This is a genomic window from Parabacteroides sp. PH5-46 (assembly GCF_029892785.1).
Taxonomy (GTDB): Bacteria; Bacteroidota; Bacteroidia; order Bacteroidales; family Tannerellaceae; genus DFXE01.
The window spans coordinates 164,014-186,026 of sequence record NZ_JARXXA010000005.1 but is presented as its reverse complement, the minus strand read 5'-3'; the positions used below and the strand labels follow the sequence as shown (position 1 = coordinate 186,026).

The window sequence follows — 22,013 nt, the reverse complement described above, 5'->3', positions numbered from 1 at the left end:
ATGGAAACAAGAGGCAAGGCGAGAGAGAATAGTAGTAATTCCATACTGTTTGTTATCTGTATGGCATCTTCGTTGGTGCCATTTATGGGTTCGTCGCTAAATCTGGCTTTGCCATACATTAATAAAGCCCTTTCGCTGGATGTAGTTACGTCGAGCTGGATCCCTACTTCCTACCTGTTGGTATCTGCCGTATTTCAGGTTCCTTGTGCCCGTCTGGCGGATATGGTGGGACGGAAGAAGGTTTTTATCTGTGGGGTGTTGCTTTTTACCTTGTTTTCGTTTACCAGCGGATTGGCAAGTTCCGGAATGGAGCTGATTGTCTACCGCTGCCTGTCAGGCGTGGGTAGTGCCATGATGTTTGGAACCAGTATGGCTATCCTTACTTCGTCGGTAGCTCCGGAGCGGCGCGGACGTGCCTTTGGTATTAATACTGCATGTGTGTATATATCGCTGGCTGTGGGGCCTTTGTTGGGCGGATTACTTACACAGTATTTTAACTGGCATAGTATCTTTTTCGTAGCCGGAGGGATTGGCTTGGTAGTTGTTACCGGAGCATTGCTTATAATGAAAAATGAATGGAAAGAGGAGACCAAGAGTACCTTTGACGTACTAGGCTCTATACTATATGCTGCCGGGCTTTTCCTGTTGATTTACGGCTTCTCGGAACTTCCGGCTATAAGGAGTTTTATTATGATAGGGGCAGGTTCGCTTCTTTTGGTGTTCTTTTCTATGTATGAAAAGTTGCAGGCATATCCGGTTTTTAATATCCGGGAGTTTCTGGGTAACAGGGTATTTCGCTTGTCTTCCTTGTCTGCATTGATCAATTACTCGTCTACCTCTGCAATAGCTTTCATGCTTAGCTTGTATCTTCAGTATATCCGAGGGCTTTCTCCGCGCGATGCTGGATTGGTATTGATCTCCCAGTCTATCGTGCAGACGCTTGCTACGCTTGTGTCGGGAAGGCTGTCCGATAAAATATCGGCTACTTTTCTGGCTACTTTAGGAATGGGGATTATTGCCGTTGGTCTATTGGGCTTATGCTTTCTTTCCGAAACAAGCAGTTTACTTTTCCTGATTGCTTTATTGGTACTTCTGGGACTTGGCTTTGGTATATTTTCGTCGCCCAATACGAACATTATTATGAGCTCGGTAGAGAAGAAAGATTATTCCATGGCATCGGCTACAGCCGGGACAATGCGTTTGACAGGCCAGGCCTTCAGTATGGGGATTGCCATCATGGCGATGTCATTGATGATGGGCAATGTACCTATATCATCTGATGTACATGCCCAATTACTTGCCAGTATGCGGGTCGTTTTTATTATTTGCTCCGTATTATGCTTGGTAGGAGTCTATATGTCTTCTATACGAGGGGATAGAAAGGTCTGAATTATTTTCCACCCCCATTCAACTCTTTTCTGTAAGCAGAAGGAGTCATTTCGAAATGTTTTTTGCAATAGGTCGTAAAATGGGCAGGCGAGCTGAATCCGAAATCTTTAATAATCTGTTGCATAGGAATCTTCCGGTCTGCTAACATTGTTTTCACATGATGAGACTTTTGTCTGAGCATCCAGCGGTAGGGTGAATCATTGAAATGCAGCTTGAACTTGCGGGTAAGGGAGCGAATTGACAAGTCGCAGATCTGAGCCAGTTCTTCTACATTCTTAGCATCCATGTAATGTTTGATGATAAAGGCTTTGAAGTCCATATCCTGATTCAGGATGGGTTTCAAGAAGCGAGCCAGTTCCTGTTTGGTGTAAAATGATTTCAACACAAGGAATATTTCTTTCTGCTTGGCTTCGTCTAACTGGCGCGAATGTATCTTGTTGCTCTGGTAGAAAATAATACTTTCCAATACACCGTGTAAGGGGGGACGTATATCTAATTTGTTGAAAATGTTTCGTTCGTTACAAAACTCTTTGAGCTCTTGTAGGTCTAATTGCTCCAAGAGGCTCAGTTGATTATTAAAGCTGAGTAGCAGGTATCTGACCTCTGTATAGGTTTCGATAACCAGGCTTGAATCAGCTGCCACAAATATCATCTCGTCGGTTACGCAAAGATGGTTCTTGAATTCGTTATATGAAACGTTCAGTTCTCCTTCCAGTAAAAAGAGAAGATGATTCAAATGCGTTTCTTTGATCTGTATCGTCTTTCCCTTTTTTTCTTGTTTCAAAACAAACCCTACACTGAAATCAGAGATGTAATAGCCTTGGGCTATATGTTCTTTAGGGTATAGTGATTTCATATATAATTAAAGTTAGTTGTGTATAATTAATTGTTTTTTTATTCTTGTCCACAAATATACAATACTTTTTGGATAACTTCTATTATAATTATTTCATTTATTATCACAAAATGCTCCTTTTCTTCTATTTTTTATCAAAATTCACTTAAATGTACGATAAACAGGCTTAAATAGGGCAAGCATGATTAGGAACAAAGATTGCATGTTTCGGACGAGTACAATTAAAAATTATCTTTTGCTATTGATTTTTTTTATTGATTTCACATTTATTTTTATGTTAATTCGTGGAAAATAATAACTTTGTAGGCATTAAAACAGCAGGATACAATCTAAAAATAATTTATAGAACGGAAATGGATACAAAGATTCAGGAACTTACCGACAAAATCTATCGTGAAGGAGTAGAAAAGGGAAATGAAGAAGCTAATCGGATAATTTCCGATGCAAACGCTCAGAAACAGAAGATGATAAGTGAAGCGGAAACTGAAGCGAAGCGTATTATTGCCGCTGCCGAAAAGCAGGCTTCGGAACTTAAGAAGAACACAGAAGCCGAGTTGAAATTGTTCGCCTCTCAGTCTGTTGAAGCCTTGAAAAGCGAAGTGACAAACTTAATTAACGGCGAGATTACATCCTCTAATGTAAAAGCAGTTGCTGCTGATAAAGCATTTATGCAAAAGGTTATATTGGAAATAGCCAGAGAATGGTCGAAAAACGAGCAACTGACAATTCAGGCATCCGGGGCAGAAGAACTCACCAGCTATTTTGAGTCTAATGCCAAGGATTTATTAGATAAAGGCGTGAAGATAGAGAAAGTAAACGGAAAAAATGCTTCGTTTACAATTGTTCCGGCTGATGGTTCCTATAAGGTAACCTTTGGCGAAGAGGAATTTATCTCTTTCTTTAAGGAGTTCTTACGCCCCCAATTAGTAGAAATGCTATTCTGATATGAGTAAATATTATTGCTTAATTGCAGGACTCCCCAATATCTCATTAGACGATACCAAAATCCCATTTACGATTTCCGAATTCAGGGAAGAGTTGAATGGTGTTTTGACTGATGCGGATAGGAAACTGATTGATTTATTCTTCCTGAAGTTCGACAACAAGAATTTAATCACTCAGGCGAAACATCCGGATTTTGATCCGGATACCAGGGGAATGATCACCTACCATGAGTTTAACGACTTGTTTCAGGCGTTGAAAGAAGAAGAGAAGCCTCCGGTAAACAAGCGGATTCCTCTTTATTTTGAGGAGTTCTTTAAGTTATATCTGGCGTCCGAATCCAAGGACGAAAAGAAAATCGTTCCCTGGGATGATGTGCTGGCAGCTCTTTATTATGACTATGCCATGAAGTGCAAAAACGAGTTTGTTGCCAAGTGGTTTGAAATGAACCTCAATATCAATAATATGTTTACGGCTATAACCTGCCGGAAGTACGATTTTGACCGATCGGATTACATTGTGGGCAACAATCAGGTGGCCGAGTCTTTGCGTACCTCTAACGCCCGCGACTTCGGACTGGGAGATACCGAAGAGTATCTGACGGAAGTACAGCGTATCGCCGAAGAAACGGATCTGTTCCTGCGTGAAAAGAAAACCGATCAACTGAAATGGCAATGGCTGGAAGATAATACATTCTTTAAAACCTTTGATATTGAAAGCGTATTTGCTTATTTGTTGAAGATTGAAATGATGGAACGCTGGGTAGTGTTGGATAGGGCTACCGGCGAAAAAACCTTCCGCGAACTGGTAGGTACCATGAAGAAAGGTAGCGGCAATGCCCTGGAAGAATTTAAAAGAAACAATAAAAAATAATTATGGCTACGAAAGGATTAGTTAAAGGGATCGTATCCAACCTGGTAACATTAGAAGTGGATGGGCCGGTTTCTCAAAATGAAATTTGTTACATTTCCGTCGGAGGCGTAAAGCTGATGTCGGAGGTGATCAAAGTAATCGGTCAGAATGCTTTTGTACAGGTGTTTGAAAGTACCCGTGGAATGCGTGTAGGAGACGAGGCCGAATTTATGGGACATATGTTGGAAGTAACATTGGGTCCCGGAATGCTTTCCAGAAATTATGATGGTTTGCAGAATGACCTGGACAAGATGACGGGTGTTTTCCTGAAACGCGGAGAGTACACATTCCCGCTGGATGCGGAAAAGAAATGGGAGTTCAAACCTTTGGCAAAAGTCGGTGATCAGGTAAAAGCTGGTAGCTGGCTGGGCGAAGTAGACGAAAACTTCCAACCGCATAAAATCATGGTTCCCTTTGTGTTTGAAGGAACCTATACGATTAAAAGTCTTGTAGCGGAAGGCTCCTATACTGTGAACGATAAAATAGCTATACTTACGAATGAAAAAGGTGAGGATGTGGAAGTTACCATGACTCAGAAATGGCCGGTAAAGAAACCTATCACCTGCTACAAAGAAAAACCGCGTCCTTATAAACTACTGGAAACAGGCGTTCGTACCATCGATACTCTGAACCCGATAGTAGAAGGAGGAACCGGCTTTATTCCGGGACCATTCGGTACAGGTAAGACCGTGTTGCAGCATGCTATATCCAAACAGGCGGAAGCTAATATTGTAATTATGGCAGCTTGCGGTGAACGTGCCAATGAGGTAGTGGAAATCTTTGCAGAATTCCCTCACCTGGTAGACCCTCATACCGGACGCAAATTGATGGAACGTACCATTATTATTGCGAATACCTCTAATATGCCTGTAGCAGCTCGTGAAGCCTCTGTGTATACAGCTATGACTATTTCGGAATACTATCGCAGCATGGGCTTGAAAGTGCTGTTGATGGCAGACTCTACCTCTCGTTGGGCGCAGGCTTTGCGTGAAATGTCCAACCGTTTGGAAGAGCTTCCCGGTCCGGATGCTTTCCCGATGGACCTTTCGGCTATTGTTGCCAACTTCTATGCCCGTGCAGGTTATGTAGAACTGGATAATGGCGCATCCGGCTCGGTTACCTTTATAGGGACTGTATCACCGGCCGGTGGTAACCTGAAAGAGCCTGTAACGGAAAATACGAAGAAAGTAGCCCGTTGCTTCTATGCCTTAGAGCAGGAACGTGCCGACAAGAAACGTTATCCGGCTGTTAACCCGATTGACAGCTATTCCAAATACCTGGAGTATCCCGAATTTCAGGAATATATCTCCAAACATATCTCTCCCTCCTGGATTGATAAGGTGAATGAAATCAAGACCCGTATGTTACGTGGAAAGGAAATCTCAGAACAGATCAACATTCTGGGTGATGATGGCGTACCGGTAGAATATCATGTAACCTTCTGGAAATCGGAACTGATAGACTTTGTGATTTTACAACAGGATGCTTTTGATGAGATCGATGCCGTAACCTCTCTGGAACGTCAGGAATTCATGTTGGATAAAGTAGTTAATATCTGCCATACGGAGTTTAAATTCGATGGCTTCTCTGAGGTAATGGATTACTTTAAGAATCTGATAAATGTCTTTAAGCAGATGAACTATTCTGAGTACAAGAGTGAACAATTCAACAAGTTCAACGACCAATTGGAAAAGATTCTGAACGAAAGAAAAGAAAATTAATGAGTTATGGCAACAAAAGCATTTCAAAAGATATATACAAAGATTACCCAGATTACAAAAGCTACCTGTTCGCTGAAAGCGTCGGGAGTAGGGTATGACGAGTTGGCCTCTGTAGATGGCAGGCTGGCTCAAGTAGTGAGGATTAGCGGTGACGAAGTTACCTTGCAAGTATTCTCCGGAACAGAAGGTATTCCTACGAATGCAGAAGTCGTATTTATGGGAAAGGCGCCATCGTTGAAGGTGGGTGATCAATTGTCCGGACGCTTCTTCGATGCTTATGGCAATCCGCTTGATGGCGGGCCTGTGCCGGAGGGTCAGGAAATCGAAATCGGCGGGCCTTCGGTTAATCCGGTACGTCGTGAGCAACCCTCTGAGCTGATCGCTACCGGTATTGCCGGTATCGACCTGAATAACACATTGGTAACAGGGCAGAAGATTCCTTTCTTTGCCGACCCCGATCAACCCTTCAACCAAGTAATGGCAATGGTAGCCTTACGGGCTGAATCAGACAAGATTATCCTGGGGGGAATGGGGATGACCAATGATGACTACCTCTTCTTCAAAAATACATTTAGTAATGCCGGAGCATTGGATCGTATCGTAAGTTTCATCAATACAACGGAAAACCCATCCGTAGAACGTTTGTTGATACCGGATATGGCGCTTACGGCTGCCGAATATTTTGCTGTTCAGAAGAATGAAAAGGTACTGGTGCTTCTGACTGATATGACGAACTATGCCGACGCATTGGCCATTGTATCGAACCGTATGGACCAGATCCCGTCCAAAGACTCCATGCCGGGTTCTATCTACTCGGATTTGGCTAAGATTTATGAAAAAGCGGTGCAATTCCCCGACGGAGGCTCTATCACAATTATTGCCGTAACTACCTTGTCGGGTGGAGATATCACACACGCCGTACCTGATAATACAGGATATATCACAGAAGGACAGTTATATCTACGTAAGGATAGTGATGTAGGAAAGGTAATTGTAGACCCGTTCCGAAGCTTGTCTCGTTTGAAACAGCTGGTGATTGGTAAGAAGACGCGCGAAGACCATCCGCAGGTGATGAATGCTGCTGTACGTCTGTATGCCGATGCCGCCAATGCGAAAACCAAACTGGAGAACGGTTTCGACTTGACGGATTACGACAACCGTACCCTGGCATTTGCCAAAGACTATTCCGAAAAGCTGTTGGCTATCGACGTAAACCTCAATACAACAGAAATGCTTGACGTAGCCTGGGATTTATTCGCTAAGTACTTCACCCCGGCTGAAGTAAATATTAAGCAGGAACTTGTAGATAAATACTGGAAGAAATAATTATTAATGATAAATTATTAATGGTTAATGAATTAATAATTCACCATTGATAATTAACAATTAAAAAAGAATGGCAATAAAGTTTCAATATAATAAAACATCACTTCAGCAATTGGAAAAGCAACTGAAGATGCGTGAACGCTCCCTGCCTACGATTAAGAGCAAGGAGAGCGCCTTACGCCTGGAGGTGAAGCGAACCAAGGATGAGGTAAGAAAATTGGAACTTCAGCTTGAGAAACAGATTCAGAGTTACGAAAATATGGTGGCTTTGTGGAATGAGTTTAAACCCGACCTGATCAAAGTGCTCGACGTATCTCTTTCTACAAAGAAAATTGCAGGTGTTGTAGTCCCTGTACTCGATGATATCGAGTTTGAAGTAGGACATTACAGCTTGTTTAATGCCCCGGCCTGGACAACAGACGGTATCGAACTGTTGAAAGGCCTGGCAAGAGCCGGTATTGAAGTGGAATTTTCGGGAATGAAGCTGGAGTTGTTGGAACATGCGAGGAAGAAAACCACTCAAAAGGTGAACCTTTTTGAGAAAGTTCAGATTCCGGGATACAAAGATGCGATCAGAAAAGTGAAACGGTTTATGGAAGACGAAGAAAGCCTTTCCAAATCGTCGCAAAAGATCATGAGAGCCAATCTGGAGAAACGTAAAGATAAAGAGGAGGCCGGATCATGATTGTAAAAATGAAGAAATATGCCTTCATGGTGTTTCACCGGGAGTATGATCAGTTCCTTTCTACACTTCGTGACCTGGGTGTCGTTCATATAAAGGAAACGAAGTCTATCGCCGATAATGCGGAGCTGCAGGAAATGATAGCCGAACGGAAAAGGGTATCTGCTGCTATACGCTCCTTTAAAAGGCTGAATGAAGGGAAAAAAGACCTCGCCTTCTCTCCTGCTGTGGAACTGTCAAAAGAAGACGGCTTGCAGCTTGTCGGACAGATTGAAGAATTGCAGGATAAAAGGGCTCAGCTACAGGCACAAAGGCAGTCTTTGCACAAGGAAATAGAGTACATGGACTTGTGGGGCGATTTCAGTTATACCAGCATTAAGCAACTGAAGAAAGTCGGCTACAATGTTACCTTCTATACCTGTCCTACAGCTAAGTTTGAACCCAAATGGGTAGACGAATACAACGCTGTTTTGATCAATAATTTCCAGTCGGTAACTTACTTTATTACCATTACAAAGGAAGGAACCCTTATTGACATAGATGCGGAGCGTCCGAAGATGCCTGACATGGGATTGGCAAAGCTGCAGGCAAGAAATGAGCAGCTGAAGGAAGACATGCAGGCAGTAGATACACAATTGCAGGAAATGGCTGTTTCCCAATTTAATACTCTGCTTGAGCTGGATAAACATTTATCAAATGAGTTCCATTTGATGAATGCCATTGTACAAACCGACCGCCAGGCCGAAGACAGACTGATGTTCCTCGAAGGCTGGACTACGGAAGACAATACCGAAGTATTGGAGAAAGAGCTGGACAAACAAGGCTATTTCTTCCAGGAAGTAGAAAAAGAAGAAGGGGAGAAGACACCTGTAAAGCTGAAGAACAATAGTTTTGCTAAGCTGTATGAGCCGATCACCAAGTTGTACTCCCTTCCGAATTACCTGGAGTTGGATCCTACTCCGTTGTTTGCTCCTTTCTTTATGCTGTTTTTCGGCTTATGTTTTGGAGACGGGGGATACGGACTGATCATCTTGCTGTTGTGTACATTTTTGAAGACAAAAGTAAGTGCCGATTATAAGCCATTCCTCTCCTTGTTCCAATGGCTGGGTGGGATGACGATTGTTGTCGGAACGCTTACAGGTTCGTTCTTTGGCGTTGCATTGGTTGATGTTCCGGCCTTCCAGTCGGTAAAAAAATACTTTCTGAGTAGTGACAACCTGATGACGCTTTCTATTGTGATAGGTATCTTCCATGTAATTCTGGGGAAAGCCGTTGCTGCCTATAAAACCAAGGTGCAGCGAGGACTGAAGCATAGTATTGCTCCTTTTGCATGGGTGTTTGTTCTTACCTTTTCATCAATAGGTTTAGGCCTGCCCATGCTGAATGTACATTTGCCTCAAATCGTGATATACGCATGTTTGGGTATAGCAGCTGTCGGGTTTTTAGTGGCTCTGTTCTACAATACCCCGGGCAAAAACATATTGTTGAACTTCGGAAGTGGGCTGTGGAATACCTATAATATGGCTTCGGGTGTATTGGGCGACGTTCTTTCATACATTCGTTTGTTTGCTATCGGCCTTACGGGTTCTATCCTGGGTAGTGTGTTTAACTCACTGGCTGTCTCCATGACAGAGAGCCTTCCGGTGGTAGCAAAAGTTATCGTTATGTTGTTGATTCTGCTGGTTGGGCATAGCCTGAACTTTGCTCTTTGTATGATCAGTTCGCTGGTGCATCCTTTGCGTCTGGTGTTTGTAGAATACTTCAAGAATTCAGAGTATGAAGGAGGAGGTAAAGAATACCTTCCATTCAAAAAAGCATAAAAAATAAATAAACTCAAATAATTTAAAACACATTTAGTTATGGAACCAATTTTATTAGCTTACATCGGGATCGGATTTCTGACAGGTATGTCATTTATTGGCAGTGCGTATGGTGTAACAATTGCAGGAAATGCAGTAGTAGGAGCGATGAAGAAAAATCCGGATGCTTTAGGTAGTTATATTGCCTTAAGTGCTCTTCCCAGCTCACAGGGTTTGTATGGTTTTGTTGCTTACTTCTTGTTGCAGCAATACCTTGTGGAAAGTATTCCTCTGATATCGGCATGTGCTATTCTGGGCGCCGGTTTGATGATGGGATTCTCAGGTTTTTATTCATCCATCCGTCAGGCGCAGGTTTGTGCTAATGGTATTGCAGGTATAGGAGCCGGCCATAATGTATTTAGTGCTACTATGGTAATGGCTGTATTCCCCGAATTATATGCTATCTTGGCTCTATTGGTTGTTATATTGATAGGTGGAACTCTTCCCGCACCTATAGTATAAATAAATAATAGATAAAGAATGAGAGGTGAAGGTGAGGTGTATCCTCCCTTTCACCTCTTTTTTTTGGTAATCTATTCAAAATCCCACAACTGTTGAACATGAGTTCCACAATTGTTGAACACGAGTTCTACATATGTTGAACTCATGTTCAACAGTTGTGGGATTTAAAAAATGTCATTTTCTCGCCTTGTGTTTATGATTATAATCATATAATTTGTCTGATATATGTAAAAATGTATGATATTTCCGTTTTTTTTACTATCTTTGTAGCGGGATTAGATCAGAAACGCAAAACTATAAACCAAAATATTGCTATGAGAAGTTTAAATGCTTCATTGATTGAAGAAATCTTCTTTCCTGTAGCGCCAAAAAGGGAAGCAAGAACATTAGACGATATACTCGTTTTTGTTACGAACGGACGTTTCAGTCTTATTACACTTGAAACGGATACGGAATACAAAGTGGGTAAAGGAGATGCTTTTATTCTTCAGAAAGGTACACCTTACGAGATGTACGTAAAAGAAGACGTATCTACCTTAGTTTTTAACATGCGCATAGGCAGGGAGATACCCGAAAAGATTTTCCCCCAGCTAAAGGCCGAAGCTTACGAGGGGCGAAAATCTCGAATACCCCGCTTTTCAAAACTGCCGATGAGCCGCCTGATATGGAACCTGGCGGAAACAGTGGAAATTTCTTTGCAGGATGCCTCGGAAAGTCATGAATACTTAGGAGTCAAGGTATTTGAATTATGCCAGATACTAAAGGCGAATTACAGTGTGAAGGAAGCTGTAGATTTCTTCCGTCCGCTTATTTCGCGCGACCATTCTTTTACAGATTTTGTGATGGACAACTATCTGGCGGTAGCTACGATCAGTGATCTGGTAAAGCTTTCCCCCTACAGTCTGTCTGTATTCAAGCGCCGTTTCAAGGAATCTTTTGGTGAAGCCCCTTATCAGTGGATGAAGCGGCAGAAGGCCATGCGTATCCTGTATATGATTCATCACAGTCGATTGAGTTTCACGGAAATAAGTTTTCGTACCGGCTTTGGCTCTTTGCCGCAATTTACGGCTTTTTGCCGGAAAAACCTAGGAGATGCACCCGGCGCGCTCCGGCGCAAAGGCAATACGTATAAGTTATCTTATGCGGGAAAGTCGAGAGAAGCCTTGTCTGGTTAAATAAACGAACTGTATTGTTAATAATGGAGCAAAGGAAAACCCATACATTTGCTCTAAGTTACAGAGAGAATCCCCAAAACAATAACCATTTAAAAACAAAGAAAACAAAAGAAACAGAGAGAAATAGATGTAAACAATAGGTTGGCGATTATATATTAGTCGTTACCATTAACCATTAGCTGCTTTAACTATTATCCTTAATAATTGACCATTGAGCCTTAGCTGTTTTCAAGCCTTTAATTATTAAATTGTTAATACTTGGCGTTAGTCGTTAATGATTAACCGATTTCCTATATGTAATAGACAAACCAACCTACGTAAAGGAGAGAAGAAAACAGGTAGTATATGAAAAGTAAAATCCTAAAACAATATATTGTATGGACTGCTGCAATGCTTATGCTGGCGCTATCATGCAGTAATGAGGAGCTTCCGGGAGCTGTTCCTCCGGTTCGTGAGGGATTTATAACATTCACGCTCCCGGGGAAAAAGCAACCCATCAGTTATGTTACAGCATCTGCCAATGAAAATGCAGTAGATTCTTTGGTAATTTACATGTTTGCTGATGGGACGGATCAGAACTCACCTAATTTGCTGGAAAAAGTTTACAGAATCGGACGTGCGGGTCTTTCGCAGTCGGGTACAAGCCTGACTACTACGATTGATATAACAGGCCGCTCGGGTAAACGCGTTTTTTATTTTGTTGCTAATGGAAAGGGCAACGCCTCGGTTCTTTCTGATATTAACGTAGGGACAACTACGGAAGAGGAGTTTGTAGAACGCTTGTCGGATGTACAAAACGGCTTCCTCAGTATGCCTTTATTGATGACGAGTCGCAAAGAAATTGAAGATGTGGAATTTCCTACTGAAGACGAGAAAAAAGTAACCCTCACGCGACGAGTTGCTCGTTTTGATGTAGATAATGATGCTTCGGTTACCAACTTCCAAATCGAAAAAATACTGATAAAGGATATACATCTGCAAGCCTATATCTTTAGCAATGCTACAGGCACGGCTGGACAGGTTCCAGAGGTGGGTAATCTTCCTATTATAAATTGCAGCAGCCAAGAGAGTGCCAATGGAAGTGGTTCTATTGAAGGACTTTTCTATCTTTACCCTACGGAGATAGGGCAGGGTAAGGGTGGTATCTGGTTTGAAGGTGTATTTATGGGTGAAAGGCGCATCTACCACCTGAAAAACGAACTGTCTATTAAACCCAATAAACGCTATACCCTGAAAGTAACGAAGGTGAGTACGGAAGCAACCGATCTTGAAATTGTGGTAGACGACTGGGTAGATGACGGAGGCAGCCACGTTATAGAGCCAGAAACAAATGACGTGGTATTTTCGGACATAACGAAAGAGGGGGGAGATGGTCTGCTTACTTTTTACCATATATATGATATCACACGGATGATTCAGCCGCTGAAGCTGTCTGTTACAGTATCATCCTACAACCTGCCGGGTGCCCGTGCGGTGGTGGTAGGTAATGTAGACAATTTGCCCGGATTTAAGGTAAATACAAAAGAGCCTGTTCTTACCTACAGTATGTATTACACACAAGATTTCGAGATTCTGATTCCTCCGCCTATCAACCCTCAGGTGAACATAGATATCCGTATAGAGATTGTGAACCAATTGAATACCGATCAACGCTTAGGGCTTTCAATTTTTACCGATGTGGAATACTACCCTGAAACAACCTTGCTACCTGTGATACTTGGTGGTAAAACCTGGGCTCCTGTAAACGTGGGTGCAACGAAAATAGATATTGCCAGTGGAGTCTATACCGTTGAGCACATGGGATATCTTTATCAGTGGGGACGTAATACTGGCTTTGTATCCGGAGGTGAAGACGATGATCCAAAGGATGTGTACCCCGTAGCTGGAGGAGTAAGTATGTATGATGCGACAGCAGGTGTAGCCGCCGGCTTGTTTATTAAAGGAGGAGCCTTTATATATTACGACTGGTTGACTACCCAAGATGACAATTTATGGTCTGGAGATAAACGGCAGGGACCTTGCCCGGATGGCTGGCATGTGCCTACAAGTGAAGACTTTTCGTCGATTACAATAGCTTATAATGAAGGAAAGGCTACTCGCGATAACTCTACCGGTACTTTTGCGATAACGGGAGACAATGGTGTAGATAAGCTATATTTTCCTGCTGTCGGAAATCGGCAATATTCGACAGGAAAAACATATACTGACGGGATGGGTTACTATTGGACGGCAACTCCCAGTGAAAGGCACTCATACAAGTACACTTTCTTTGTAGATGGTCACATAGATGGACAAGCTTCCCCCCGTTCGTATGGCTATTCCGTACGTTGTATTAAAGACTAAGGAAATGAATAGATATGAGGTGTAGACTACTTAAACTATATATACTGCTTGCAGTCTGCCTGCTTATGCTGGTGTCTGCTTGCAGCAATGAAGTCCTTCCGGGGAGTGTTCCGGAGGAGCAGGAGCGTACGATTACATTTACGCTTCCCGGGAGGAAACATTTTGTCAGTTATGCATCTTTGGACAATGATGATACTGTGCTTGAGTTGGATATCTTTATGTTTAGGGAGGGTACGCCCAGCTTGCTGGAAAAGGTCTTTCATCTGGAAGGAAGCAGCCTGGGGCAGGCGGGAACCAACCTGACGGCAACTATAGATGTAACCAACCGCTCGGGTAAACGCATCTTTTACTTTGTGGCTAATGCCGAAAACAAAGCCTCGGCGCTTGAAAATGTCAGCATAGAACTCACTACCGAGGCTGATATTCAACGACTCGTATCGGATGTACAGTCCGGCTTTTTCAAGCCTCCATATCTGATGACTGCCCGTCAGGAAATAAATAATATAAAATATCCCACCGACACAGAAATACAAGTGCTCCTGAAGCGACGTGTAGCGCGATTCGATATAGACAATGACTCCTTAGTTACCAATTTTAGAATAGATAAAATACTGGCAGATAATATAAATCTGCAATGTCCTCTTTTTGATTATGCCGCCAACACGCCGCCGCTGGCTACGGGTACCCTTCCACTGATTGATTTCGGCGCTATAGAAGGTAATAACGGAGCCAATCTGATTGAAAATCTTTTCTGTTTTTATCCTACCGAGATAGGGGCTGATAAGACTGTTATCTGGTTTGAAGGAGAACTTAACGGTGAAAGGCGCATCTATAGCCTGAAAAAAGACCTGCTCATCGAAGCCAACAAACGTTACATCCTGTCGATAAAGAAAGCAGGTGCCAATTTTGACATAGAAATAGGTGATGGCGAGGATGATCCTTAATAAGAAAAGCAGCTGAAATCCGGCTGCTTTTCTATTATCTGAAGGAGGTTTGTTTTATTTGGTAAGAGTAATCAGGAAAGACTTGTCTGATAGAAACTCATCGTTCAGATGAAGGGCTTTCTTAACAATCGGATCCCCCTTTTTCCAGATCATGTAGAGATCGAAGGTTATCTCGTCGGAGGTTCCGTCTCCCCAATCAATTGTAAAACTTTCCTGTTTATATTTAAATGGGGCAAATTCGCCAAAGGTGATGGCATAACTGTTGTATGCATCTACGTACTCCAATCTTAAACCTAAATCTCTGGGAAGAAGGGCTTTTGTTTGGTCGACCAGATTGTATCTCCAATCCTTGTACAAAGCGACTATTTTGTCGGTATCGATGTGATTTTTTGTTCCGGAATTCAATAGGTCGTTTCCATCTTTATCCTGTACGAGAAAAACGATGCTGTAATTAATAAAATCCCAGATTCGATCGTATAGGGGATTAATAGGCCTTTTGATGTTTAACAACGAAATATTTCCACAATCTTTATCATTATAATACACCTTTTTTTCGGCCTTATTGGCATATTGAATTTTTACAACATCTTTTGTGCCATCTCCCCAATCGATGCTTAACTCTTCATTCTTAGTTTCGGGATTCAGTCCATCAATAACCAGAATGTTTTTATCTGTTTCCTGATTATATGTAACCTTTAAAAAGCCTGATGTCGAGGTAGTATCTTCGTCAATCGTGTATGTTTTCCCGTTATATGTTACACTAATATCCGGTATAATATTATACATGGAGTAAATGTTCAACATATCAGAATCCCATTCCTTATTAGCTACGGTAAATGCTAGCTCATATCCGGAACGGTTTTCACTACCGGATATTTCTGTCTTTATTTCTTCATCTTCCGGAATGTCGTATTTCTCTTCATATTTATTATCATTATCGCATGATGCGAAGATGAATAAAAGTGGGATTATTAATAGCTTTAAATGTTTCATCATTTCAGCAAGTTTATCGTTCATACTTTTTTTCAAAAGTAGTGATTTTTTTTGTGAAACATCCTATGTGTATAAAAAATCACCTTTAAAGACTTATTGTTGCAGCTTTTGGGGGAGAAGGTGCATCTTTTAGGTATCGAAGGCGGGTTATGCCTTTGGTTTAAGTTAAAGAATATGTAAAAAGGTGGTGGTGCCATAGAATTGTTTACATTTGTATGTATTATATTAAACCCTTTATACGTTGAAGGAGTCTAATCAAAAAGCAAAAGAGTATTTACTTTAAAAAAGAGGAGAAACGAAAATGAAACCCATGAAATTAACATCTTTGATTGTCATCCTTCTGGCTGCTTTCAGTGTGAGTTCGGTTGCCCAGAATGAGTTTTTCGATGATGTGTATTTCTCTTCCGGTAAAAACAAAAAGAAAGAAGAGGAAAAGCAAGTTATACAACCAAAGGAAACTCAGAAAAAAGTAATAGCATACGCGGAAGCAGAGAATAAACCATCACAGGTTCAATATACGAATAGCCGTGATGTGGATGAGTATAACCGTAGAAATGTGACGATTGACTCGGAAGAACCTTATTACGAAGATGAGGAAGACGATGTAGTTATTTCAAAAGAGAAAAAACGCAGATCGGATACCGAATATACCGAAAGGATTATCCGCTACCATTCGCCCAGCAAGGTTACGATTACCGGAGCAGACCAGGTAGACTTATACCTGAGCGATGGTTATTATGCTTATGGCTATGATACGGATTATTCCGGAGGAAGCGCGAACGTTAGTCTAAATATCAATATAGGTAACTCCTGGGGACCATCATCGTATTACGGATGGTATGATCCCTGGTATAACCCTTGGTACTATTCATCCTGGTATTATGGCCCCTCATGGAGCTGGGGATGGAACTGGGGATGGGGTGGTTTCTATTCCGGATGGCATAGCCCCTGGTATTATTCTTCCTGGTATGGACACCACTGGGGTGGCTATTACGGAGGTTATTATGGTGGATACTATGGCGGATGGGGACATCATCATGGTGGATATTACAGTCACAACAATTACTACAGTAACTATTATAGCAACGGGCGCTCATATGGAGGACGAAAATCTAATTCACTTTCTTCCAGTAACAGGGTAAGCAGTAACCGGACTTCAACAAGCGGTCGTTCGTCATCGTTGAGAACATCATCTTCCGGCGGACGTGCTTCATCCTCTGTTAGCAGCGGACGCTCGTCTGTTTCTACCCGCGAATCGGTAGCCGGACGTACCTCTACTTCAAACCGGACTTCTTCTTCTGTAGGAAGAACGTCAACTGCGACAACGAGTCGCCGTGCAACAGACAGTAGTGTAGGCACCAACTCCAGTCGTACAAGAGTCTCCAACTCTTCGTCATCCGTAGGTCGCAGCAACCGTTCATCCGGCAGTAGTACTCGTCAGGGTGTAGCTCCTTCTGCTTCTTCCGGTCGTTCATCGTCCAGTATGTCCAGAAGTAGTTCTTCTTCGTCCAGAAGCTATTCTGCTCCATCTTCCTCTTCTTCATCATCCAGAAGTAGCGGTTCTATCAGCTCAGGTGGTGGAGGCGGAAGTCGTTCAAGCGGTTCTTCAGGCGGCGGTGGTGGTCGTTCAAGCAGTAGTGGCCGTAGATAAGATACTGTTTCGAGAGGTAAGAAGGTGTTTTGTATAGGTTGATAAAAAGAGATAAAGATGAAAAAAATAATGCTAATAACATCAGCGCTGCTACTGGCTAGTAGCGCTGTTTTTTCTCAAGGACAATTAGATGCGTATAAACTATCCCAGACAGATTTGTTTGGTACAGCCCGTTATTTAAGTATGGGAGGCGCTTTCGGAGCCTTGGGAGGAGATGTTTCCGTGATGAGTGCAAACCCTGCCGGACTGGCTGTTTACCGTAGCTCGGAAGCTGTGGCTACCCTGAGTATAAACTCTGCCTCGGCAGAATCTAATTGGGCCAATATAAAGACCGATGGTAGCCGTACGCGCGTTTACTTTGACAATATAGCTTATGTAGGTTATTTCCCAACGGCAAATGACGAAGGTATCGTAGGCTGGAATGTAGGTTTCTCCTATAACCGGCTGAAAAATTTTAACCGGACTTACTCATTACGAGGCGTTGGAAATCCTGATTATTCTATGACGGATTATATGGCAGAACGTGCTTTCGGATTAGACTACAATGATCTTCAATCGGAAGATAATTATGATCCTTATAGAGCACAAGACGATTGGTTGTCAGTATTAGGTTATAACTCCGGTTTGATAGACCACATGAGCAACAGTAATACAGAATATACCAGCACCTTCGGACGTAATGACGGAACAGGAGGCTGGGTTCCTTATCAGTTGACTGCTACAGAATTGGATGTGACAGAACGCGGCGCTATCGACCAATATAATATTGCTTTCGGAGTGAATATCTCAGACCTGGTTATGCTGGGCGCTACAGTAGCTATTACGGATATAAACTATCATTATAGTTCCTATTATGCCGAAGACTTTGAAGGTTCCAATTACATGGAGCTGGAAAATTGGTTGGATACTGACGGAACAGGCTATGGCTTTAATTTGGGAGCCATTGTTCGTCCGGCAGATTTCCTGCGCTTGGGTGTAGCTTATAACTCACCTACCTGGTATAAATTGACGGATACATACAGTGCTACAGCTGTTTCTCATACAGATTATTGGGTAGATGGCGGATACGTAGCCGATTCTCCCAGGGCGTTTTCGGATTATGAATTTCGTTCTCCCGACCGCTGGATATTCAGTGCTGCTGCCATCCTGGGACAGACTGCTCTGATAAGTGTGGATTATGAGCTGACTAATTACAAACGCATGAAAATGTATAATGAAAATGGCATAGAGAACACCAATACAAACTCAGACATCAGCCGGAATTTTGGAAATGCAGGTACTTTGCGCATAGGTGCTGAAGTGAAGGTTACCCCTCAGTTTGCAGTAAGAGCCGGTGCCGCGTGGATTGGCAACCCTATGAAGGATGCTTTGAAAAACGCTACCGAAGAGGTGAAAACCGTAGGTACTATCCCTCATTATACAATCGAAAACAGCATCTCCAATTATACAATAGGACTAGGTTATCGTTTTACTCCCAGCTTCTATATGGACTTGGCTTGTATCCTGAAATCGCAGAAAGAAGACTTCTATTCATTCTCGAAGATATACGATAATGGACAGCTGATTACGGACTCTAATTCAGCAACGCTGAAAACCAATACCACCCGTGTGGCATTAACACTCGGATGCAAATTCTGATAAAATAAGTTTTGTTCAGGAATATCCCTGTTTTGTCCTTGAAAAGACAGAGTAGGGGTATTTTTTGTTGAAATACCGCTTAAACATTTGCTTGTTTGAAATTCTTTTCTTTATTTTGCTCATCGTAAAAGTTTGTTTAACAATTAAAATCCTATAGCCTATAGCATAACATTACTCCGTAATTTTAACATAAGAAGTAATGAACACATTAAAAACGATGACCGACGAGGAGTTGGTGGTTCTTTATGCTAAAGGTGAAAATGCAGCTTTTGACGTGTTGTTGAATCGCTACAAAAGCAGTATCCACTCATATATTTACTTTATTGTGCGCAACAGAGACCTGACGGAAGATATCTTTCAGGAAACTTTCGTGAAGGTTATCATGACCATCAAACAAGGCCGCTATACGGAAAACGGGAAATTTAAAGCCTGGATTACCCGTATCGCTCACAATCTTATTATAGATAACTTCCGCCAGGAAAGAAGCGAAAACACTATCTCAAATGATGAAGTGGAAGTGGACCTTTTCAACAATGTGAAATTGTGTGACGGAACCATCGAAGATTCCTTGATACATACACAGGTTCTTACCGATGTAAAGAAACTGATCAACCATTTGCCCGACAGCCAACGCGAAGTGTTGGAGATGCGTTACTACCAGGATTTAAGTTTCAAAGAGATAGCTGACCTGACGGGTGTGAGCATCAATACAGCACTGGGACGTATGCGCTACGCTATCCTGAATATGCGCCGGATGGCTGCCGAACACAATATGGAACTTTCATTAACATAGTTATAATATTTTTTTTCATTTCCATGCAATAAGAATATAGTGCTTACGTTTTATTAGTAAACAAGATAAAATGTAGCCTATGAGGAAACTTTCTACTCGATGCATGGAAACTGTAAATAAAACAAAGAAAGAATGGGGAACGGAAAAAAGTATTCCTCAAAAGAAGACACTTGATTTTCTTTCCCAATTTGCCCGCGTCTATCATGCGGAACCTGCGATGCAGGAAAAACTTTGCGGTTTTGTGATGAACTAACGAATTGCACAAAGGAAATCTGAGGCTTTGGCCTCGCTTTTACCCTAAAACATCTTGAAGGATTACCTGTCCTCCAAGATGTTTTTTTTGTACCTTTGTGGAAAATATCCGGAAGATGAAACATAAAATAGCTCCTTCTTTGTTGGCGGCGGATTTTCTTCGCTTGCAGGAAGAGATAGAAATGATAAACAATAGTGAGGCCGACTGGTTGCACATGGATGTGATGGACGGTGTGTTTGTACCGAATATCTCGTTTGGCTTTCCGATACTCGAAGCGGTTAAACCGCTGCTGAAAAAGCCGATGGATGTGCACTTAATGATTGTAGAGCCTCAAAAGTTTATTCATGAAGTAGCAGCTGCCGGAGCTTATATGATGAATGTACATTATGAAGTGTCTCCCCATTTACACCGTACCGTTTCGGCTATTAAAGATGCCGGAATGAAAGCAGCTGTAACCTTGAATCCCCATACTCCGATACATGTACTTGAAGATATCATACAAGACCTCGACATGGTATTGCTGATGTCTGTGAATCCCGGTTTCGGCGGACAACGCTTTATTGAACATTCGGTAGAAAAGACCGCTCGCCTGAAAGATATGATAACCCGCAAAGGCTTGCATACACTGATAGAAGTAGATGGCGGGGTAAACCTGGAAACAGGCAAGCGCCTCCTCTCAGCCGGAGCTGATGTGCTGGTAACCGGCAGTTTCGTATTCAAATCACCCAACCCCATACAAACAATTTCTGCGCTGAAAGCGCTTGAATAAATGAAGAATACCCATCATTCTTCATTTTAAAAAGACTTTAACTATGATTTTGGAGATACGGAAACGTCCTTTTGTACGTCCGCTGGCTGTATGGATAGCGGGGATTGTTATGCAGTCGTTTCAGCTGGGATATATCTTTTCGTTTGTGTTCTTGTTTGTTCCCCTGTTGATGTTTTGGAAGTCTGAACGGGCCTATGATGCTCGTTGGCTATGGGGTGCTATTTTCCTTAGTTTATTATTGTTTTTGTCTGTACATAAGACAGCTTACCATGCAGGGCGCTTGGAGGCTTCGTCGGTAAGTGTTTTGCAGGAAAAGGCTTACCGCTTGCAACAACGTGCGATCCGTCCACTCGAGCATCTATCCTTGTCGGATGCAGAAAAATCTGTGTTGGCAACAATTAGCCTGGGAGCCAGGGAGAAGATGCCGAAGGAGGTGCGCAAGCAGTTTTCCGTAACAGGTGTGGTGCATATCCTGGCGGTAAGTGGGTTCCACGTAGCGATTGTCTGTAGCTTTATCTCTTGGATATTAGTCTTTTTGTCAGGAAGCAGGGTAGGGAGGTGGACGAAATATTTGCTGACGCTGGCATTGCTTTGGACGTTTGTATTAGTGTCCGGACTGGCAGCTTCGTCTGTACGTGCAGGGATTATGCTCTCGTTATACCTTAGCGGTAGGCAGTTATATCGTACTACCGATTCCTATAATACCCTGGCGGCATCTGCCTTTTGTATGCTGGTGTATAATCCTTTATATCTGTTTGACGTTGGTTTCCAACTGAGCTATACGGCCGTTTGGTTTATCTTGTATCTGCAACCCCGTTTGAATAAAGTGCTTCAGGTACGAAATCCGCTCTTGGCGGCTCCCTGGAGCTGGCTTACTGTTACTTTGGCTGCCCAAATCGGGGTAACGTTTTTGTGTTTATATTATTTCGGTTACTTCTCGTTGGTTTTTATCTTTACCAATCTTCCTCTCACCTTGATAGCTACCCTTTTGATCCCCCTGACGCTTTTGTGGATGCTCCTTCCGGCAGGCTTGCCTGGGATAGAGCTGTTGCAATCCGGTATTGAATACCTCACCCGTGGCATGATGTGGGTGGTAGAGGCGTTCAGCCGGGAGGGGAGCTCGTTGTCGTTTCGTTTCACTTTGGGTATGCTGTTACTCAGCTATCCGGCACTGCTTTCATACCTTTTATATCGCACACGCCATCGGGCAGGCTATTTGCTTTTGTTTCTTTTTTTGTGTCTGATGTTCTTACTCCTGTTGCTAATTGATAAATATTTGCATATTAAAATCTAAAAAAGTCGTAC

19 protein-coding genes are annotated in these 22,013 nt (G+C 42.4%); 17 read left to right on the top strand and 2 right to left on the bottom strand.

The genetic code is table 11. The features are described from left to right. Positions 1-1,389, top strand: coding sequence for an MFS transporter (locus M2470_RS07140; protein ID WP_280744355.1), 1,389 nt, complete (start codon positions 1-3; stop codon positions 1,387-1,389). 1 nt (position 1,390) lies between these two features. Here M2470_RS07140 and M2470_RS07135 read toward each other — a convergent pair whose 3' ends face one another. Then, on the bottom strand, positions 1,391-2,245 hold the full coding sequence (locus tag M2470_RS07135; protein ID WP_280744354.1) for an AraC family transcriptional regulator: 855 nt from the start codon (positions 2,243-2,245) through the stop codon (positions 1,391-1,393). 353 nt (positions 2,246-2,598) lie between these two features. Here M2470_RS07135 and M2470_RS07130 point away from each other — a divergent pair, with 353 nt between their 5' ends. From M2470_RS07130 to M2470_RS07085, 10 genes are all read left to right on the top strand, one after another. Then, positions 2,599-3,189 carry a hypothetical protein gene (locus tag M2470_RS07130; RefSeq protein ID WP_280744353.1) on the top strand — a complete coding sequence of 197 codons (591 nt, stop codon included), beginning with the start codon at positions 2,599-2,601 and terminating at the stop codon, positions 3,187-3,189. Between the two features lies 1 nt (position 3,190). Then, positions 3,191-4,060, top strand: coding sequence for a DUF2764 domain-containing protein (locus M2470_RS07125; protein WP_280744352.1), 870 nt, complete (start codon positions 3,191-3,193; stop codon positions 4,058-4,060). A gap of 2 nt (positions 4,061-4,062) precedes the next feature. Next, positions 4,063-5,820: a V-type ATP synthase subunit A gene (locus M2470_RS07120; RefSeq protein ID WP_280744351.1), complete on the top strand. Its 1,758-nt coding sequence runs from the start codon at positions 4,063-4,065 to the stop codon at positions 5,818-5,820. Positions 5,821-5,826: 6 nt separating this feature from the next. After that, positions 5,827-7,146: a V-type ATP synthase subunit B gene (locus tag M2470_RS07115; protein ID WP_280744350.1), complete on the top strand. Its 1,320-nt coding sequence runs from the start codon at positions 5,827-5,829 to the stop codon at positions 7,144-7,146. Between the two features lie 70 nt (positions 7,147-7,216). Next, positions 7,217-7,831, top strand: a complete 615-nt coding sequence (locus M2470_RS07110) for a V-type ATP synthase subunit D (protein WP_280744349.1) — start codon at positions 7,217-7,219, stop codon at positions 7,829-7,831. After that, a complete protein-coding gene (locus tag M2470_RS07105; protein WP_280744348.1) occupies positions 7,828-9,648 on the top strand; it encodes a V-type ATPase 116kDa subunit family protein in 1,821 nt (606 codons plus the stop codon). The genes M2470_RS07110 and M2470_RS07105 overlap by 4 nt, the downstream gene beginning before the upstream one ends. A gap of 39 nt (positions 9,649-9,687) precedes the next feature. Next, the gene (locus M2470_RS07100; RefSeq protein ID WP_280744347.1) at positions 9,688-10,149 is read left to right on the top strand and encodes an ATPase; all 462 of its coding nucleotides are present in this window, start codon (positions 9,688-9,690) and stop codon (positions 10,147-10,149) included. Between the two features lie 314 nt (positions 10,150-10,463). Continuing rightward, positions 10,464-11,324, top strand: a complete 861-nt coding sequence (locus M2470_RS07095; RefSeq protein ID WP_280744346.1) for a helix-turn-helix domain-containing protein — start codon at positions 10,464-10,466, stop codon at positions 11,322-11,324. 345 nt (positions 11,325-11,669) lie between these two features. Then, the gene (locus tag M2470_RS07090; protein WP_280744345.1) at positions 11,670-13,667 is read left to right on the top strand and encodes an FISUMP domain-containing protein; all 1,998 of its coding nucleotides are present in this window, start codon (positions 11,670-11,672) and stop codon (positions 13,665-13,667) included. A 14-nt stretch (positions 13,668-13,681) separates the two neighbouring features. After that, entirely contained in the window at positions 13,682-14,611 is a 930-nt protein-coding gene (locus M2470_RS07085; RefSeq protein ID WP_280744344.1) for a hypothetical protein, read from the top strand. A gap of 54 nt (positions 14,612-14,665) precedes the next feature. Here M2470_RS07085 and M2470_RS07080 read toward each other — a convergent pair whose 3' ends face one another. Continuing rightward, positions 14,666-15,628 carry a hypothetical protein gene (locus tag M2470_RS07080; RefSeq protein WP_280744343.1) on the bottom strand — a complete coding sequence of 321 codons (963 nt, stop codon included), beginning with the start codon at positions 15,626-15,628 and terminating at the stop codon, positions 14,666-14,668. 277 nt (positions 15,629-15,905) lie between these two features. Between M2470_RS07080 and M2470_RS07075 the strand changes: the two genes are divergently transcribed. The 6 genes from M2470_RS07075 to M2470_RS07050 all read left to right on the top strand — a co-directional run bounded on the left by M2470_RS07075 (position 15,906) and on the right by M2470_RS07050 (position 22,002). Beyond that, the gene (locus M2470_RS07075) at positions 15,906-17,255 is read left to right on the top strand and encodes a hypothetical protein (RefSeq protein WP_280744342.1); all 1,350 of its coding nucleotides are present in this window, start codon (positions 15,906-15,908) and stop codon (positions 17,253-17,255) included. A 57-nt stretch (positions 17,256-17,312) separates the two neighbouring features. Then, the gene (locus tag M2470_RS07070; protein WP_280744341.1) at positions 17,313-18,893 is read left to right on the top strand and encodes an outer membrane protein transport protein; all 1,581 of its coding nucleotides are present in this window, start codon (positions 17,313-17,315) and stop codon (positions 18,891-18,893) included. A gap of 199 nt (positions 18,894-19,092) precedes the next feature. Next, a complete protein-coding gene (locus tag M2470_RS07065; protein WP_280744340.1) occupies positions 19,093-19,686 on the top strand; it encodes a sigma-70 family RNA polymerase sigma factor in 594 nt (197 codons plus the stop codon). Between the two features lie 79 nt (positions 19,687-19,765). Continuing rightward, entirely contained in the window at positions 19,766-19,939 is a 174-nt protein-coding gene (locus M2470_RS07060) for a hypothetical protein (protein WP_280744339.1), read from the top strand. 115 nt (positions 19,940-20,054) lie between these two features. Beyond that, complete coding sequence (gene rpe / locus M2470_RS07055; protein ID WP_280744338.1) at positions 20,055-20,708, top strand: ribulose-phosphate 3-epimerase; 654 nt, start codon at positions 20,055-20,057, stop codon at positions 20,706-20,708. A 43-nt stretch (positions 20,709-20,751) separates the two neighbouring features. Next, complete coding sequence (locus M2470_RS07050; RefSeq protein WP_280744337.1) at positions 20,752-22,002, top strand: ComEC/Rec2 family competence protein; 1,251 nt, start codon at positions 20,752-20,754, stop codon at positions 22,000-22,002. The last annotated feature ends 11 nt before the right edge of the window (positions 22,003-22,013 follow it).